This window comes from Streptomyces sp. NPDC007162 (assembly GCF_040634175.1).
Taxonomy (GTDB): Bacteria; Actinomycetota; Actinomycetes; order Streptomycetales; family Streptomycetaceae; genus Streptomyces.
In genome coordinates this window covers 1-15763 of sequence record NZ_JBEYFC010000184.1, presented here as the reverse complement: position 1 = coordinate 15763, position 15763 = coordinate 1, and the positions used below count along the sequence as shown (strand labels likewise).

11 protein-coding genes and 2 pseudogenes are annotated in these 15763 nt (G+C 68.6%); 2 read left to right on the top strand and 11 right to left on the bottom strand.

What is annotated here, in order from left to right; all coding sequences use genetic code 11:
* From ABZ646_RS22255 to ABZ646_RS22225, 7 genes and pseudogenes are all read right to left on the bottom strand, one after another.
* Positions 1 to 1295: pseudogene (locus tag ABZ646_RS22255) on the bottom strand (hypothetical protein); the annotation flags it as partial.
* 652 nt (positions 1296 to 1947) lie between these two features.
* Positions 1948 to 2853, bottom strand: a complete 906-nt coding sequence (locus tag ABZ646_RS22250) for an amidohydrolase family protein (RefSeq protein ID WP_360521485.1) — start codon at positions 2851 to 2853, stop codon at positions 1948 to 1950.
* A gap of 38 nt (positions 2854 to 2891) precedes the next feature.
* Positions 2892 to 3239 carry an L-rhamnose mutarotase gene (locus tag ABZ646_RS22245; RefSeq protein ID WP_360521482.1) on the bottom strand — a complete coding sequence of 116 codons (348 nt, stop codon included), beginning with the start codon at positions 3237 to 3239 and terminating at the stop codon, positions 2892 to 2894.
* Positions 3236 to 5245 carry a hypothetical protein gene (locus ABZ646_RS22240; protein ID WP_360521479.1) on the bottom strand — a complete coding sequence of 670 codons (2010 nt, stop codon included), beginning with the start codon at positions 5243 to 5245 and terminating at the stop codon, positions 3236 to 3238. The genes ABZ646_RS22245 and ABZ646_RS22240 overlap by 4 nt, the downstream gene beginning before the upstream one ends.
* An 8-nt stretch (positions 5246 to 5253) precedes the next feature.
* The gene (locus ABZ646_RS22235) at positions 5254 to 6108 is read right to left on the bottom strand and encodes a carbohydrate ABC transporter permease (RefSeq protein WP_360521475.1); all 855 of its coding nucleotides are present in this window, start codon (positions 6106 to 6108) and stop codon (positions 5254 to 5256) included.
* Between the two features lie 97 nt (positions 6109 to 6205).
* Positions 6206 to 7120 carry a sugar ABC transporter permease gene (locus tag ABZ646_RS22230; protein ID WP_360521472.1) on the bottom strand — a complete coding sequence of 305 codons (915 nt, stop codon included), beginning with the start codon at positions 7118 to 7120 and terminating at the stop codon, positions 6206 to 6208.
* Positions 7117 to 8484 carry an extracellular solute-binding protein gene (locus tag ABZ646_RS22225; protein ID WP_360521470.1) on the bottom strand — a complete coding sequence of 456 codons (1368 nt, stop codon included), beginning with the start codon at positions 8482 to 8484 and terminating at the stop codon, positions 7117 to 7119. The genes ABZ646_RS22230 and ABZ646_RS22225 overlap by 4 nt, the downstream gene beginning before the upstream one ends.
* A 307-nt stretch (positions 8485 to 8791) precedes the next feature.
* On the opposite strand from ABZ646_RS22225, the gene ABZ646_RS22220 reads away from it, so the two are divergent.
* On the top strand, positions 8792 to 9553 hold the full coding sequence (locus ABZ646_RS22220) for a FadR/GntR family transcriptional regulator (RefSeq protein WP_360521467.1): 762 nt from the start codon (positions 8792 to 8794) through the stop codon (positions 9551 to 9553).
* 348 nt (positions 9554 to 9901) lie between these two features.
* Here ABZ646_RS22220 and ABZ646_RS22215 read toward each other — a convergent pair.
* Both ABZ646_RS22215 and ABZ646_RS22210 read right to left on the bottom strand, forming a co-directional pair.
* Positions 9902 to 10159, bottom strand: a pseudogene (locus tag ABZ646_RS22215) (hypothetical protein); the annotation flags it as partial.
* Between the two features lie 180 nt (positions 10160 to 10339).
* Positions 10340 to 11626 (bottom strand): glycoside hydrolase family 6 protein, encoded by a 1287-nt coding sequence (locus ABZ646_RS22210; RefSeq protein WP_360521464.1) that lies wholly within the window; start codon positions 11624 to 11626, stop codon positions 10340 to 10342.
* A gap of 442 nt (positions 11627 to 12068) precedes the next feature.
* On the opposite strand from ABZ646_RS22210, the gene ABZ646_RS22205 reads away from it, so the two are divergent.
* Positions 12069 to 12797, top strand: coding sequence for a glycoside hydrolase family 16 protein (locus ABZ646_RS22205; protein WP_360521461.1), 729 nt, complete (start codon positions 12069 to 12071; stop codon positions 12795 to 12797).
* A 68-nt stretch (positions 12798 to 12865) separates the two neighbouring features.
* On the opposite strand, the gene ABZ646_RS22200 is transcribed toward ABZ646_RS22205, so the two are convergent.
* Complete coding sequence (locus tag ABZ646_RS22200) at positions 12866 to 13879, bottom strand: LacI family DNA-binding transcriptional regulator (protein ID WP_360521458.1); 1014 nt, start codon at positions 13877 to 13879, stop codon at positions 12866 to 12868.
* Between the two features lie 820 nt (positions 13880 to 14699).
* Positions 14700 to 15623, bottom strand: coding sequence for a nucleoside-diphosphate kinase (locus ABZ646_RS22195; protein WP_360521455.1), 924 nt, complete (start codon positions 15621 to 15623; stop codon positions 14700 to 14702).
* Positions 15624 to 15763: the final 140 nt, after the last annotated feature.

Genomic DNA, 15763 nt, shown 5'->3' with positions numbered 1-15763 from the left:
ACCTCCCGGGCGTCCTCACCTGCCGGTGAGGTGGGCGGGTTGTAGACGGTGTGCATCTCCACGGTCGGGTCTGAGAACTTGCCGACCATGATCCCGTTGCCGGCGATGTCGTGGACGAGGTTGCCCGTCACGGTGCTGTCGTGCACACCGTGGGACAGGTCGAGGGCCGTGGCCCCCATCTGCGTGAAGGTGTTCCCGGTGAAGGAGACACGGTCGGCGTCCGCTGCCTGGACCCCGGCCGGCGGGCGGCCCACGTACTGGTGGTTGGAGGAGTCGGCGGAGATGTTGTAGTTGCCGCCCTGGCCGTTGAGGTAGCCGTTGTCGGTCGCTTCCATCCAGGTGGTCCCGGTGAAGGTGATCCCCGAGAAGCGCAGGTCATGGACGGGACTGTCGAGGCTGGTGCCCTTGATGTCGAAGAGCGTCTTGATCGTGGGCGCCTGCACGGAGGCCGTGGACATGTCCTCGCCGGGGCGGGGCTTGTAGTAGACGGTCTGCGCGGCCGTGTCGACGTAGAACTCGCCCGGTTCGTTGAGGAACTCGTGGGCGTTCTCGAAGTGCAGGGGAGAGCCGTCGGAGAGCTGGGGCCAGGGACGCGGGAAGAGGATGCCCGCCTCGTGGTCCTGGATCGACACGTCGGCGGTGCCGTTGGCGGAGCTGAACGACTTCAGCCGCAGGTAGCTCTCGCCCCACTGCGTTTCCAGCATCATCTCGACCTGGCTGAGGTGGTCCCAGTTGGAGACCTGAGAGCTGAGCACCTTCAGCAGCTTGTTGGGCTTGTCGCTGCCCTGGAGCTGGAAGTCCGTGCCGACGTCGGGGAAGCGGGCCCGGGTGGCGCGGACCCCGTTGACGTACAGCTGGCGGAAGTTGAGGCTGCCCACGGACGCCTTGTACTCGCCGTTGGTCGACGCGGTCCACCCGGTGATCGCCTTGCCGCCGGTGATGACGGGCGTCTCCCCGTTGTAGGCCTGGTAGACGACCGTGTGGCCGTTCGTGCCCGAGTCGCTGGTGCCGAAGGTGACGGGGGCCGTGAGGGAGTAGGTGCCGCCGCGCAGGTTCACGACGATGTCGTCGGACATGTTCGCGTTGACGGCCCGGACCGCGGCCTGGGCGGCCTGTACGGTCCTGAAGGCTGCGGCAGTGCTGGTTCCCGAGTTGCTGTCGCTGCCGTTGACCGGGTCGACGTAGAAGTTCGTCGTCGCCGCGTAGGCAGGTTGGGCAGGCAGTACGGCTGCGAAGACGACGGCCGCCGCTGCGAGCGCCTTCACTGCTCCCGCTCCGATGCGTAGGGGTCTCATCTGTGGTGTTCCTCCTCCGAACCCCGCTACTTATAAGTGGCATTTATCGATGTAAGAGGGCAACCGCGTCAAGGTGATAGGCATACTTATTTTTCTCGGCCGCAACACTGTCGACACAAGGAATCGCCAGGGCCTCGCCACGCGGAGCTCGATCGTCGCAGCTAGAGCGATTACTGACCCTCAATCAAAGGTCACTGACCGGTGTGCGATGCGCCAAGCCTGGCGAGTCAACCTCAGTAAATGAGTACTACTTATCGCACGATCCTGTTTCGCGTTGTCGACCCCGCACGGCATGCTGCCGCCCCACCCCGGGCCCCTCACCGCCACGACCGGTCTCCACGCCGACCTCGGGCTGACCATGGCCGTCGGCTTCCGACACACTTGTCGCGCAGTTCACCGGCACCGCGCACCCGGCCAGGGAAGCGGTGTCCGCGGGGCCCGGCGCGCAGCTGATGCTGCTGCGTACCCTCGCCGAGACCGCCCTGGACGCGGCCATCCCCCTCATCGGCACGGAACGCTCCGGCGACGAGGCGCGGGCGTCCCTGACGGACAGTCTGAAGTCCATCGCCGCGGTGAGCCCGGCGCGGGTTCGTACGCGTTCGTGCCGTGGGTGTGGTCTGCGGTGGTGGCTCTCGCCGCGGGAGGGATCGGGTCAGGTCGGCGGGGCGGAGGTGTGCCCTTCTCCGGCGACGGGGGCAAGGCCGTAGAACGCGCCGGCGGTGCCGGCCAGGAGGGCGTGGACATCGCCCTCGCTCCAGCCGGTGAGCAGTTCGTCCACGGTGGCGGCCCACCGGTTCCAGCCGCCCGCCAGGTTGGCGACGGGCCAGTCGGAGCCGAACATCAGCCGGTCGGGGCCGAAGGCGGAGAGCAGCACGTCCCAGACGGGGCGGATGTCAGCGGTGGTCCAGTGGGTGTGGTCGGCCTCGGTGATCAGCCCCGAGACCTTGCACACCACCTGCGGGTGCGCGGCCAGTTGCCGTATCCGGCGTTCCCAGTCGGCGATGTCCTGTCGGGCGATGTCCGGCTTGCCCGCGTGGTCGAGCACTTGGGGCAGGTCGGGGAAGCGTTCCGCGAGCCGGATCGCCTGATCGAGCTGGTGGTCGCGCACCAGCACGTCGTAGCGCAGTCCGCGGTCCCGGGCCGCCCCCAATCCGCGTTCCACGTCGGGGCGTTGCAGCCAGTTGGGGTCCGTCTCGCCCTGGACGAGGTGCCGCAGGGAGCGCAGGTACCGGCCGCCCGGACCGGCGATCAGTTGGTCGAGCACGTCTCCGATGGCCGGGGAGGTCAGGTCGGCCCAGCCGACCACGGCCCGGATCAGCGGCTCCTGTTCGGCGAGTGCCAGCAGGTCCTCGGTCTCGGCGACCTCCGCGACGCACTGGACGACCACCGTGCTGTGCAGCTGTCGGCCCGCGATGGGGTGAGTGGCGGTGGTGCGCAGGTCCTCGGGGGTGAAGGTGCGGCGGATCGACGCCACGTCGGGGTCGTCGAGCCAGGGTTGCGGACGGCGGGAGAGGTCCCACAGGTGGTGGTGGGCGTCGACGAGCACGGGTGTGTTCACGGGCTGATCCAAGTCGGGTCGGGCGGGCGTGGGCCGGGTCAGGCGGTGGCGTCGTCGCCGGGCGGGTCGAGGTGCCAGATCTCGGGGAGTTCGCTCCACTGGCGGCCCTCGCCCCGGTCGGGCCAGGGCTCCTGGCACGGGTCGGTGAGCTTCCACCAGCGCTGGGTCTCGGGGTCGGCCTCGATGGACGCCATGTCCGCCTCGAAGTCCTCGCCGTGGTACTCCAGGTAGGCGAACAGCACGTCACCGTGGAGGAAGATGCTGTAGTTGCGGATGTTCGCCCGGTGCAGGGCGGCTTCGACACCGGGCCACACGGCGGAGTGGAGCCTGAGGTACTCCTCGCGGTGCTCGGGGCGGAGCCTGATGGTCTGGGCGATGCGCTTCATGCCGATTCCCCTGTCGTGTCGGTGGAGTTGGGACCGTCGGCCACCGTGTCGAACGGCGTGCGGTAGCTGGGAGTACGGGTGCGCAGCGCCAGCCGCAGCGTGAGCCGGATGCGCGTCGAAGCAGGCAGACGGACCGTCAGGAAAGGTCCATCGCAAGGGAGTTGTTCTTCGGAGACCACCGGCTCGGTGTGGCCGTAGTCGTACATGTCCCCGATCCAGCCGTCGTCCGCGCAGGTCGTGTACCGGACGCCGGTGATGGTGTGCTCGGCGAACGCGCCCGCCTGGACGACGACCGTCCGGTCGGTGCCGGGGGAGAGGTTGACCAGTTCGACGGTGGTCGCCTCGGGGTCGATGGAGGTGACCAGGGCGGCGACGTCCGCGGGCAGGCCCGCCCGGCGGGCGTCGGCGTCGTGGTAGCGCAGCCGTGCCTGCTGCAGACCGCCCTGGTACATCACCTGAGGGCCACCCCAGGTCAGCTGCACCAGGGCCTCGGTGGCGACGGGGTTGCACTGTTGCCAGACGTGGATGTCGGCTTCGGGCACGTCCAGGTCGCGGTAACGGTCGATGCGCCGCAACCGGTGGCGGACCTGGGCCTGGGCGGTCGCGAGGATCCGTTCCGGGTAGCCGGGGTCGTCGCCGGCGAGGAAGGCGAACCACGCCTTCTCGTGACCGGACTCCTCCTTGGCCCGGAACGGCCGCACGGTGCGCCAGTCGATGCCGTCGGCCTCGCGCAGCCGTTCCAGCCGGGCGCGGTCGGCCTGAGAGGAGGTGTGGTGCCAGAGGGCCACCGGCACCGGGGGTGTTGCCGGGTTGTAGTCGAACCAGCCGGAGTCGTTGTGGCGGAACGGAAGGTGCACCGTGGGCGTGTGACGGTCCGGACCGAGTTCCACCGCCCACTTGGAGGGCAGGCTGGAGTCGGCCTCCGTGTGGGGCATGACCTTGCCGCGCTCGATGAGGGCGTCGAGTGACGTCGCGACCATGGACAGGTAGTCGTCGTCCCCGGTGGCCGTCGCCGCCGCCAGTGCCGCCACGCAGGCCGCGTGACCCACGCTGTGCCAGCCGTGCGGCCAGGACCAGCCGTAGTGGCCGCCGTACCAGCGCCCCTCCAGCAAGCTGCCGACGACCCCGTCCGGGCCGACGTTGTCCGGGATCAGGCCGCCCTGTTCCCGGGTGCGCTCGCGCCAGGCGCCCACGTACTCGACGATCCAGTCCCGGTAGCGCTCCTCGCCCGACAGGATCCAGGCGTTGAGGACGAGGCCGGCCGCGGCGAGGTTGACCGCGGTGTCGCCGACGCCCATCCGGTCCCGCATCTGGTCGCCCAGCCGCGGGTCCGCCGACAGCGGGAAGGAGCCGTCGGCGGCTTCGGGCAGCCAGTCGAGGGGGAAACCGTAGGTCTCCGCCTCCTTCAGCAGCCAGGGATACACGTCGCCGTCGAACAGGCCGGTGCGCCCGGGGTCGCTGCCGTTGTGCGGGCGGGTGATGACGCGGTGCTCGGGGTCGTAGTTGCCCTTGGCGGGGTCGACGTACAACTCGGCGAAGCGCAGCGCGCGTTCGGCCCAGCGGTCGGGTGCGGCCATGCACAGGAAGTAGAGCAGGAGCAGGCTCTCGCCCTGGTGGAACCAGTCGTAGCCGCGCTCGAACTCGTCGCGCAGCATGTCCAGTTCGGTCAGCTGCCTGGTCACGCCCTCCCAGTGCCGCTCGCTGGCGGGCAGCAGGTCGTCGGCGCCGCCGAGGAGGTAGAGCTGGGGCCAGTTGAAGAAGACCTCGTAGAAGTCGTCCACACCGTCGCGGCTGGTGAGTGGGCTGTGGTAGTTCAGCCGGCCGTCGGGGCCGGTGAAGGCGTCTTCGAAGCGGCGCCAGGCGTGGTCGAGCAGGTCGAAGAGCGCGCGCTGGGCCACGGCCCAGCCGGGGGGTTCGAGCAATGGCACCGCGGCTTGGATCTCGGGGAACTCGGCGGCGGTGGGTCTGTCGTCGCCGGAGGCGTGGGGGTGGGGGCTGAAGGGCATGAGAGCGGTCACTCCTTGGTGGCGCCGGCGAGCATTCCGCTGACCAGGAAGCGCTGGGCGAAGAGGAACACGACCAGCACCGGTGTGATGGCCACCAGCGTCGCCAGTGCCAGTTGCGGGCGTTGGATCGCGAGGTCGCCGACGGTCGGGTTGAACGACGGCACATTGCTGAGCAGGCTGCCGACGCCCACCTGGACGGGCATCTGGTCGCTCTCGGGGAGCATCACATACGGCAGGAAGTAGTTCGTCCAGTTGGCGACGAAGCTGAAGAACCCGACCAGCGCGATGACGGGGGTCGCCAGCGGCAGGGCCACATGACGGAAGACGCCGAACTCGGAGCAGCCGTCCATCCGTGCGGCGGCCAGCAGGTCCCTGGGCACGGCGGTGGTGAAGTAGATGTACGTCAGGTACACCCCGAACGGGTAGAACGAGTACGGCAGGATGATCGACCACATGGTGCCGATCAGGTGCACCGCGTTGATCTCCAGGAACAGCGGCACCACCAGCGTGGCGTTCGGCATCAGCATCACGACCAGGGTCGCGATCAGCAGCGCGCGCCGGCCGCGGAACTCGGTCATCGCCAGCGCGTACCCGGCCGGTACCGCCAGGCAGAGCGTGATGACCAGCGAGATCGCGGCGTAGACGGCGGAGTTGCGCAGCCAGACCAGGATGGCGTCGTCCTGGAAGGCGGTGAGCGCGTGCCAGTTGGCCGACAGCGCGTGCCAGGACCCGAAGGACAGCGGGTTGTCGTGGACCAGCTGCTGGTCGGTCTTGGTCGCCGCGAGCAGCAGCCACAGCACGGGCAGGACGAAGAACACCACGAACACGGTGAGCACCGAGCCCGCCAGCAGCCGTGACGTCACGTGCCGCGGCGGACGGCGGCGCGGCCGTGGTTCCCCGTGCCGGCTTCTGACATCGCCTTTGGTGTGAGAAGCGGCGGCCGGACGGGTGGACCGCGTGTCAGTCGGCATCGAAGAACCCCGATCGTGCGACGAAGACACCGGCGACCGACACGCTGACGACCAGGAGCTCCACCGAGACCGCGGCAGCGCCGTTGATGTTGTTCATCTGGAAGGCAAAGTCGTACGTCAGCTGGTTGAGCGAGTAGTCGCGCCCGGCCACGCCGGTGCTGGCGAGGGAGAGCAGCTGCGGCTCGACGAAGAGCTGCGCGCCGCCCGCGAAGGCCAGGATCACCATGTAGACGATCCACTTGCGGAGCATGGGGATCTGCACCCGCCAGGCGGTCTGCCAGCCGTTCGCGCCGTCGATGCGCGCGGCTTCCATCACGTCCTTGGGGATGTTGTTGAGGGCGCCGTACATGACGACGATCCAGCCGCCCGCGCCGGTCCAGAACGCGATGATCGTGAACAGCAGCGCCAGGTTTCCCGGGGCGATGACCTCGCCGAAGGTGTGGAAGCCCAGCGCCCCCAGCAGGGAGCTGACCGGGCTGACCGTCGGGTCGAGCATGAACAGCCACACCAGCACGCTCGCCGCGCCGGCGAGGGCGCCGGGGATGTAGTAGAGGAAGCGCAGTGCCTGACTGAGCGGCCCGGAGGACAGCTTGTGCAGGAGGAGCGCCAGGACCACCACGAACACCACGAGGGACAGGAGCCAGAAGACCAGGTACAGGGCCACGTGGCCCAGGGAGTCGACGAAGCGGAAGTCCTGTGCCGTGGTGACGAAGTTGGAGAGGCCGGTGAAGGCGCCTCCGGCGTCGGTGAACGCGAAGTAGATCGCGTAACAGGTCGGAAGGACGCCGAAGGCGATCAGCAGCAGTAGGTAGCCGGCGACGAATGCCACGCCGGCCCGGCTCTGCCGGGAGGTGCCGCGAGGGCGCCCCCGGACAGAGCCGGCCGAGGAGTGGGCGACGGTCACTTGGCGACCTTGTATCCGTCGGCCTGGGCGTACTTGACGATCGAGTCCTGCCAGGCGGGCAGCATCGATTCGATGGTCTTGCCCTGCGTCAGAGCGGGCTTGACGGTGGCGGCCCAGACCGCCTCCTGGCTGAACTGGCCCGAGCCCCAGTCGGACCACACCTGCGAGGAGGCGTCCTTGAGAGCGGTGAGGTCGCCGTTGAAGTACCCGGAGGCGGCCTGCGCCTTGAGCCAGTTCTCGGCGGCGGGCGCGTACGCCGGGAAGCCGGGGGCCTTCTCGCCCTGGTAGGCGTTGTCGGTGGTGACCCACTTCAGGAAGTCGGTGGCCGCCTTGATGTGGCTGGAGTGCTTGGACAGCAGCCAGGTGCCGCCGCCGACGTTGCCGGTGGACGGCGAGGTGTCGCCCTGCCACTGCGGGATGGGGGCCACCGCTATCTGCTTGGCCGGGGTCTTGAGGCCGTCCTTGAAGACCGCGCCGCCGTACCACGCCGGGCCGGGCATGAGCAGGACCTTGTCGGCCTCGTTCTTGGCGAAGTCGGTGCTGAAGACGCCGCTGATGGACATGGACTTGTTCTTGATCAGTACGTCCAGCAGCTTGGCCATCTTGGTGCAGGCCTCGCTGGTGGTGTTGACCGACACGGACTTGGGGCCGGTGATGTGGTTGGCGCCGCACTTGCTCGCCCACAGGTAGATCTCGGGGGTGAAGGAGTCTCCCGCGTCGCCCACGAGGTAGCCGGGGTGCTCCTTGGCGACCTTCTCGCCGAGCGCCTGGTACTCCTCCCAGGTCGTCGGCACCGAGTAGCCGAACTTCTTCAGCAGCGGCGCGTCGTACCACAGCACCGCCTGGGAGAGGTCGTTGCGCAGGCAGTAGAGGGTCCCGTCGACCGTGCAGACGTCGTTGGCGCCCTTGGCGAACCCGCCGAGCGTCGCGTCCGGGATCAGACCCTTGTTCAGCGGCGCCGCGAAGCCCGCGTCGACGGCCCAGCTCGCCTCGTTGTTCTGGGAGCTGAAGACTACGTCCGGCCAGCCCTTGCCCGTGCGGTTGAAGAGCTGGACCTTCGTCTGGAGGTAGTTGGACCCGTTGGCGTCGCCGTCGTAGCTGACGATGTCCATCTTCACGCCCGGGTGCAGCGCCTGGTACTGCTTCGCGGCGTCCATGCGGGTCGCGTCCACCCACACGGTCAACGCCCCGCCGTTCTGCGCGGCCTGGGCGAACCCGTCCTTGTCGGTCGTACCGCCGGTGCCGCCACCGCCGCCGCAGGCGGCCACGGTGAGCAGCACGGTGGCGGCACATCCGGCCAGCAGCGCGGTACGCCTCCCGTTGGTCCCTGTCTCCTGGTTGGCCGATGGCTTGTAGACGGACATGAGCGACTCCACTGGGTGTGCGTGAGGCTGCTGACGGCTCTGTCGGTACCGCCGCGGAAGAAATTAGCCGCCATATCAGAGGGCGAGTCAAGGGGTATGTACGGCTTTTCGGGAGGCGGAGTGCGCGCGAGATCAGTTCCTTCAGATCCTGAGAATACGCAAATATGCACGTAGTGGTCGATTCTTGTATCGATATGCGACCAGGTGTGTGAGAAGATGAGTACTACTTATATGTGCCTGGGGTACGATGAGCTCGGCTCCAAGGCCGATCGGTCGCCGTCGTCGCAGTCACCCGGAGGCAGGACACATGAAGGACACGCCCGCCGTGGCGGCAGTGCTGAACGGATCGGACGAGCGACGGAACTACCGCCCCGGATACGAGGTCGTGGCGGAGCGGATCCTCGAGTTCATCGCCGAGTCGCGCCTGGTCCCCGGAGACCGGATGCCCACGGAGAACGACCTGGCCCAGCAGTTGGGCACCAGCCGGGCGGTGGTCCGGGAAGCCGTGAAGATCCTCTCGGCGCTCGGCCGGGTCCGGGCGCACAAGGGGCGCGGGCTGTTCGTCGCGGACGACGAGGGCATGCTGATCACCAGCCGCTGGGGCGGCTTCTTCCGGCCTGTGGACCTCGATCACGTGCTCATGCTGTTCGAGTTCCGCAGGGTCCAGGAGATGGCCGCCGTCCGGCTCGCGGCCACCCGTGCCACGCCCGCAGAACTGCGCACGATCGAGGTCGCCATGCAGCAGTGCCGGCACGGGTACACCCATGGCGAGGTCGAGGTCTTCAACCAGGCCGACGACGACTTCCACGCGGCGGTGGCCGCCGCCTCGCACAACACCTTCCTCGGCAGCGCGGTGCGTGACGCCCGTCGGCTGCAACGCCAGTCCAGTGCGATCGGCATCCACGACTCCTTCGGTGACGGCACCGCGGCCGCGGTCGAGGAGCACGAGGCGATCTACCGCGCCATTCGAGACGGCCGACCCGACGAGGCCGCCGAGGCCACCGCCGTACACCTCGACCGCACCCTGGAGGACTACCGGCGGGAAATCCAGCGGCGCCTGTTCGGCTGACCGGCAGTCAGGACTCGCAGGAGGTGGGCTGTACGAGGCCGCGGTACGGCCTCACTGTGTCGCGGCCGCAGTACGACCTGCCGGTGCTGGTCGGCGCTGCTGCAAGGGTCACCAGCGGTGACGAGCACCCGCAGTCACCATGAGGCGAGGCGCAGGGCGGGGCGGGAGTTCCGCTGCACCGCCCCGTGTGGATGTCGCCCGGCTGGCCGGCGCCTCGCAGAAGACGGGTTCGAGTCCAGGTGCGCACATATGTCATGTCCGTCACCCACAGCTGGTCCGGCCGGGACGCGGTGAAGTCGCGGTCGACCAGGTCCGGCGGTCGGGGCGCCGACGGCTCCGGGCCGCCTGCCCACCCTTGCGCTTGGGCGCGCGGGTGATCCGGCGGACGCCGTAGGTGCCGCCGGACTCGGCATGGACCTGATCGATCAGCGGCACGAGCTGCTCGTCGCGCAGCCGGCGGCCCGACTTCGGTCGCCTCTCGCGCGCGGAGACGCCGACTCGGACAGTCCCAGCACCCGGCAGGCGAACCCGATTCCGAGGCCCTTGTCCCCGAGGTGCCCGATCACCTGGTCGGCCTCGTCCGGGGACGGTCGCGTTCCGCCGCAAAAAACGCGCTCGCGACCTTCAGAATCTCGTTCGCCCGCCTCAACTCCGTGTCTGCACGGCGAAGTTGCCTCAGTTCTTCCTGCTCGATGGTGGTCAGCCGGTCGTCGCGTTCACCGGTGTCCGCCGCGCCTTGGCGGACCCAGCCGCGCAGGGCCTCCTTGTGGATGCCCAGGGGTGTGATCAGTGCGCGTGGTTGAAGGTCAGCGGAGGGTTGGCGTTGTTGGCGAGGGTGTGGGCGAAGTCCGGCCACCAGGCACCGGCGGGCGGATCCTCGACGCCGCCGTACTCGGGGTCTCCCGGCCCGGCCGTACCGCGGTGGCAGGTGCCGTCGGACTGGCCGATGGTCTTCACGTACAGGTACGCGTCGGCCAAGGGGACGCCGGTCTGCGTCGTGGGGCGGTTGCCGACTCCGCGGCCCGGGGCGTTGCACCAGGGTTCGTCGTCGGTGTACTTGCCCGGCGGGGCGGTCCATGCACCCCGTCCGTTCCGGCTGGTGTCCAGGACGTAGTGGGTGAGCCGGTCGCTACGAGGTGTGCCGACGTTGCTGTCGTACCAGGCGTCGGTCCAGTGCCAGGTCGAAGGGTCGTCGAACTCGACCGCGTCGCCCGGGAGCCCGTCGTTGGGGGCAGCCGAGGAGTAGTACTGGCTGGCACACTGGTCGGCCCGCCCGGCGGGGTCAAGGGATTCGGTGGCGTACCAGACGCATTTGGACACCCATGTGCCATAGCGGTTGAGCTGGTCGGTCGGCTGGTAGTTCGAGATGTTGAGGGCGAATCCCTGCGCCTGTCGCAGGCCCGCGTCGATCAGTCGGCCGGTGATCTCACCGACGGACTGCCATTTGCTGTTGCCGGCGTCAAGGTAGACGGAGGTCGCCGGGTCGGCTTCCAGGGTGCCGACGGCCGATCTGACCTCGGCGATACGGGCGGTGGTGAGCGAACCTGTCGGGTCGGTGCCCGGGCCGCAGTCCTTGGGGAGCAGCGCGAGTGAGTCCGGTTCGACGATGACGACCGCCTTGTAGGTGCCGATGGCTCTGGCGACAGCCTTCACCCAGGCGTCGTAGGCGGCCGAGTCGGCCGCGCCGCCGGCCGAATAGGAGCCGCAGTCGCGACCAGGAACGTCGTACAGGACCAGTAGCGGGACGGAGCGGGTCGCCTTCGCGGCCCGGACTATGCCTCGGACGCGATCGCCGACTTGCCGGGGGGTCCCGTCGGTCAGCCAGACCGCCTCGGGCCAGCTGGCGAGTTCGGCCATGTTGCGCGCGTCGGCCGGATGGCCGGCCCGCAGGTCGGAGAGGGCCTGGTGAGCGGCTTCGCTGCGTGGATCGACGTAGAAGCGTGTGCCGCTGCCCAGTGTTCGGCTCGGTGCTGGTCCGGGGGTGGCCTGGGCGCCGGGGGTGAGGCCCGTCACCACGAGAGCCGCCGCACAGGCCCCAAGGGCCAGTCGGCGGAGCGCTCTGCCATTGATCATGGGGTCGAGTCTCCCTTTCAGTACGTAGGTGTGGGTGTGCCGGGCGACTGCACCGGCGGAGCCTCGAATCTCACGGCTCTCCGCCATGCGGCGCACGTTTGGGAGCGCTTCCAGATTGGTGATGATTGAGTGCACGAGAGCCCGTGTCAAGACTGAAGTGGGTGATGTGCACGGCTGAATGAGGAACGAAGACGTGCGGTCGCCTCGTCTCACCTTTGCATTCACGCACTGAACTCGGTGACCCGCAACGTCCGGCTCGACACTGTCGTCAGTTCAATCGAGCGCACCTATCGAAGCGATCGGCCCGTCTCTGTTCAACAGTTGAAGTCGAAGCTATTGACAGGAAGTTACGGCACTGTCATGTTCACCATCATCGGAGCGAAGTGCACCTTCGCTGGAAGCGCTTCCAATATGCCTCCACGGCCGAGCAACGGAGCTCACCATGCCAGCTGGTCTCTTCACGTCTGTCCGCAGCGCGGTCACGTTGGTGACGGCGTGCCTGCTGCTGCCCTTCTCCGCTCACCCGGCGCATGCCAGTTCCTGGGGGAGTCCCCAGACCGTCAACTCGTGGAATGTCATCAACGGGAGGTGGACCGCCAACAACGAGCTGGAGACGTACACGCCGAACTGCGTCTGGTACGACGGCGGCACCCTGATGATCAAGACATACAAGGCCGCCGACGGGACGTACTACTCGGGTCGCGTCGAGTCGAAGGCGCTCTACGGCTACGGCACCTACAGCTTCACCGCGAACATGCCCGACGGACGCGGGCTGCTCCCGGCGGTGTGGGCGGCCTACCTGAACCCGTGGCTGCCCGAGTTCGACGCCGCCGAGATCGTCGGCCAGAACAACCACACCGTGTACCAGACACTTCACGACCAGAACAACGCGCAGACCCAGTACTCGAAGAACAACTCCTCGGGGTGGACGAACGCGTTCCACACGTATTCGTTCACGTGGTGGCCCGACCACGTCGACTTCGCGGTGGACGGCACCATCACGGGCTCGAAGCCCTACACCACGCCGGCCGGCACCGGCATGCACTTCATCGTCGACACGGCGGTGGGAGGCAACTGGCCGGGCAATCCGGACAACTCGACCTGGGCAACGGCGGACGGCGCCCGCTACCTGAAGGTCTCCTCGATCACGTACACGCCGTACTACCCGTGACCTGACCGGCGGCCATCCTCCGGGATGGCCGCCGCCCGTGCGGGATCCCGCGAGGGTGTTCCGCACGGTCAGGCGCTGGAACGCACCACCAGATGAGACGGCAGCAGCAGCGGAGTGGGGTCTGCGCCCTCGATGACACCGACCAGCATGCGGGCCATCTCCCGTCCCAGGGCACGGATCGGCTGGTGAACGGTGGTCAGCGGCGGGTGTGCGATCTGCGCCACAGGGAGATCGTCGAAGCCCACGACGGCGACGTCGTGCGGAACCGAGCGGCCGCCTGCGCGCAGTGCACGCAGGGCCCCCGCCGCCATGTTGTCGTTCGCTGCGAACACCCCGTCCACGGTGGGATGTTTCTCGAGCAGCCTGGCCATGGCCACGGCCCCGCTGGGCTCGTTGAAGTCCCCGGCCTCGGGGGCGTGCGGCCTCCTCCCGGCGAGCAGCAGCGCTTCCCGGTACCCCTGGTAGCGCGCACGGCCCACCTCCGTGTCCAGAGGCCCGCAGATGGTGGCGATGTCGGTGCGTCCGCCGGCGAGCAGATGCTCGGTAGCGCGCCGTGCGCCGGCGACGTTGTCTATGTCCACGTACCAGCGCGGGTCGGCGCCTCCGGGGCGCCCGCCGAAGACGACCGGCAGCTCCGTCTCCGCTGCCAGGTGTGCCAGGGGGTCGTCGGCGTGCAGCGCCATCATCATCACGCCGTCCACGCCTCGGGACCGCAGCAGGTCCCCGACCCGCTTTCGGGCCCGGTCGGAGGCGGCCAGGCAGAGCATGAGATGCAGGTCGGCCTCTTCGAGGACACTGGAGACTCCGGCGATGACCTGTCCGAAGAAGGGGTCCGCGAGCACTGAGGGATCGTGCTGCGAGATGACGAGAGCCGCTGCGCCCGCCTGGCGCGTGGCCAGCGCCCGGGCCTGGGGGTTCGGCACGTATCCGAGTTCCCGTACGGCCCGCTCCACCGCCTCGCGTTTGGCGCGGCTGACATGCGGAGCGTTGTTGAGCGCCCGGGACGCGACGGATCGGGAGACCTCGGCGAGCGCGGCCACCTCGTCGAGCGTCGGCCGTCCCGACCGCGAGACCTCATTCATCACGTGCCCCTTCATGTCACCGCGTACGTGGAAGCCCTTCCATTCTTCTACGACGGGGGTGCGCCACGAAGCGTTGTGATCCGCGTGCGGGTGTCAGAGCTGGGTCCGGCGAGTCGGCCGGGTCTGGTGGAGAGCAGTCCCGACAACGACGGGACGCCCCGGAACTACCGGACGGTGCGGTGATCCGGGCTGGAACGCGGCGCGCGCTGCCCGTCTGGGCGGGAACTCCTGGATCGGATTGAGATCAAAGTCGAGGGCGGATGACCGGTACAAGGACGGCCGCTGAAGTCGGCTCGAACCTGGACCTCCGGCCGGTCCTCGGCCTGGACGGCGTGGACCTCTGGGGGGTGAGCAGGGATCAGGGGGGTCATGTTCCTGTGATAGGCGTCGAAGCTGTAGAGCGCCCATTGCCCGGACGGCGAAACATTCAACCCGTCCGTCATGCGGCAGTCCATATCGGTCCGGTGCGGAACACTCAACTCCTGGCGGTGCCAGCGGATCCGCCCGCCCAGATCCTCCGGCATCCGGTCCGCGTTCGAAAGCCTCGACGCCATCGGCGAACCATTGCGCGGGATCTGGTCGGCGTACGGATTCGAGGACGCGGACGCGCTGGTGCGGCCCCTCATGGAACTCACCGAGGAGATCGTCGGCGAACGCCGGGACGTCGAACTCGGCGAGGTGACGCCGTACATCTACACGTTGTTCCAGCCCCGGGAGCGCGAGGTCCCTGGGATGCCCGGAGGCGAGCGGCTCTTGGCCGACCGTGACCGTACGAACCGCTCGCTTCGGACAGATGCGTCGGACAGCTATGTCGGCGTGCTCAGAGGTAGTGACTCTGTTCCAGCACGGCGGATTCCATGTCCGACAGATAGACGTCTGCGGCGCGGATCGCCCCTTGGAGGGACGCCCAGTGCTCGGAGGCCCCCGTGACCACGTCGGAGAGCCTGTCCACGGCGTTCTCCATGGCCGGGTCCCGTGCGATACGGACGGCATCCCGAAGCAGTTCCTGCATCCGGCCGTTGCGCGCCCGTGTGGCGGCGGTACGAGCGGGGCTCGTTTCGATGCCGAGGAGTTCGTCGCGCTCCTCCAGCAGGGCGAGCCGCGCCTTCTCCAGCAGGGGCAGCAGGTTCGGCAGGGTGATCCCGGAGATCGCCATGTGCTGCACGACACGCAGGCGGAGCCGGTTCACGGCCAACGGCAGTGACAAGGCGAGCGGACCGCCGAACAAGGGCGCCGCCGCCTCGACGGTGCCGACGGTGAGCAGACGGACCCTGTCGTCGGGCAGGGTGACCTGCGCCAGGAGCGCCTCGGCGCGCCGGGGACCCAGCAGTTGGTGCAACTCGGCGCGTGCGGAGGGTTCATCGTCCGGGCAGTGCACCAGATTCATCAGGCCGTTCTCGCCGGCGTGCCGGATGGTACCGGCCTGCGCCGCGGCCGGATCGGTGGCCCCTTTCAGCCGGCCCATCGCCGCACACGCATCGGCTCCGTCGTAGCGCAGGAGCACGAGACAGGCCGGGCCGAGGTCGTACCACAACTGGAAGGCGCGGTGCGGTGGCAGCGCGACCGGGCGACTGCCCGTCGGAACGTCGTAGAGACGCACCATTGTCTCCGTGTCCAGGCGGATCAGCTCGGCGGCGACCGGGTCGAGCCCGGCCGAGCGGAACGCATCCAGCAAGCGGGGCAGCGCCTGGGTGACCAGCCCGTCCGGGGTCACGAGCGCGTAGGTCCAACTGGTGCCGCTCACGGCCATGGAGATCCTCTCTTCGATGGGCAGGGTGCTGCATCTTTGCGCTGGGCACGTCGACGGAGAGCGTGCCGAGCTGGTCGGCCCTGGCCTTCAACCGCGTGACGGGCCCGAGAAAGGCGTGCGCGATCACCCGGGCC

Bases quoted from the DNA above. Each gene is read 5' to 3' on its own strand.
- ABZ646_RS22240 (WP_360521479.1), bottom strand. From the start codon at position 5,245: ATGCCCTTCAGCCCCCACCCCCACGCCTCCGGCGACGACAGACCCACC.
- ABZ646_RS22245 (WP_360521482.1), bottom strand. From the start codon at position 3,239: ATGAAGCGCATCGCCCAGACCATCAGGCTCCGCCCCGAGCACCGCGAG.
- ABZ646_RS22225 (WP_360521470.1), bottom strand. From the start codon at position 8,484: ATGTCCGTCTACAAGCCATCGGCCAACCAGGAGACAGGGACCAACGGG.
- ABZ646_RS22220 (WP_360521467.1), top strand. From the start codon at position 8,792: ATGAAGGACACGCCCGCCGTGGCGGCAGTGCTGAACGGATCGGACGAG.
- ABZ646_RS22210 (WP_360521464.1), bottom strand. From the start codon at position 11,626: ATGATCAATGGCAGAGCGCTCCGCCGACTGGCCCTTGGGGCCTGTGCG.
- ABZ646_RS22200 (WP_360521458.1), bottom strand. From the start codon at position 13,879: ATGAATGAGGTCTCGCGGTCGGGACGGCCGACGCTCGACGAGGTGGCC.
- ABZ646_RS22205 (WP_360521461.1), top strand. From the start codon at position 12,069: ATGCCAGCTGGTCTCTTCACGTCTGTCCGCAGCGCGGTCACGTTGGTG.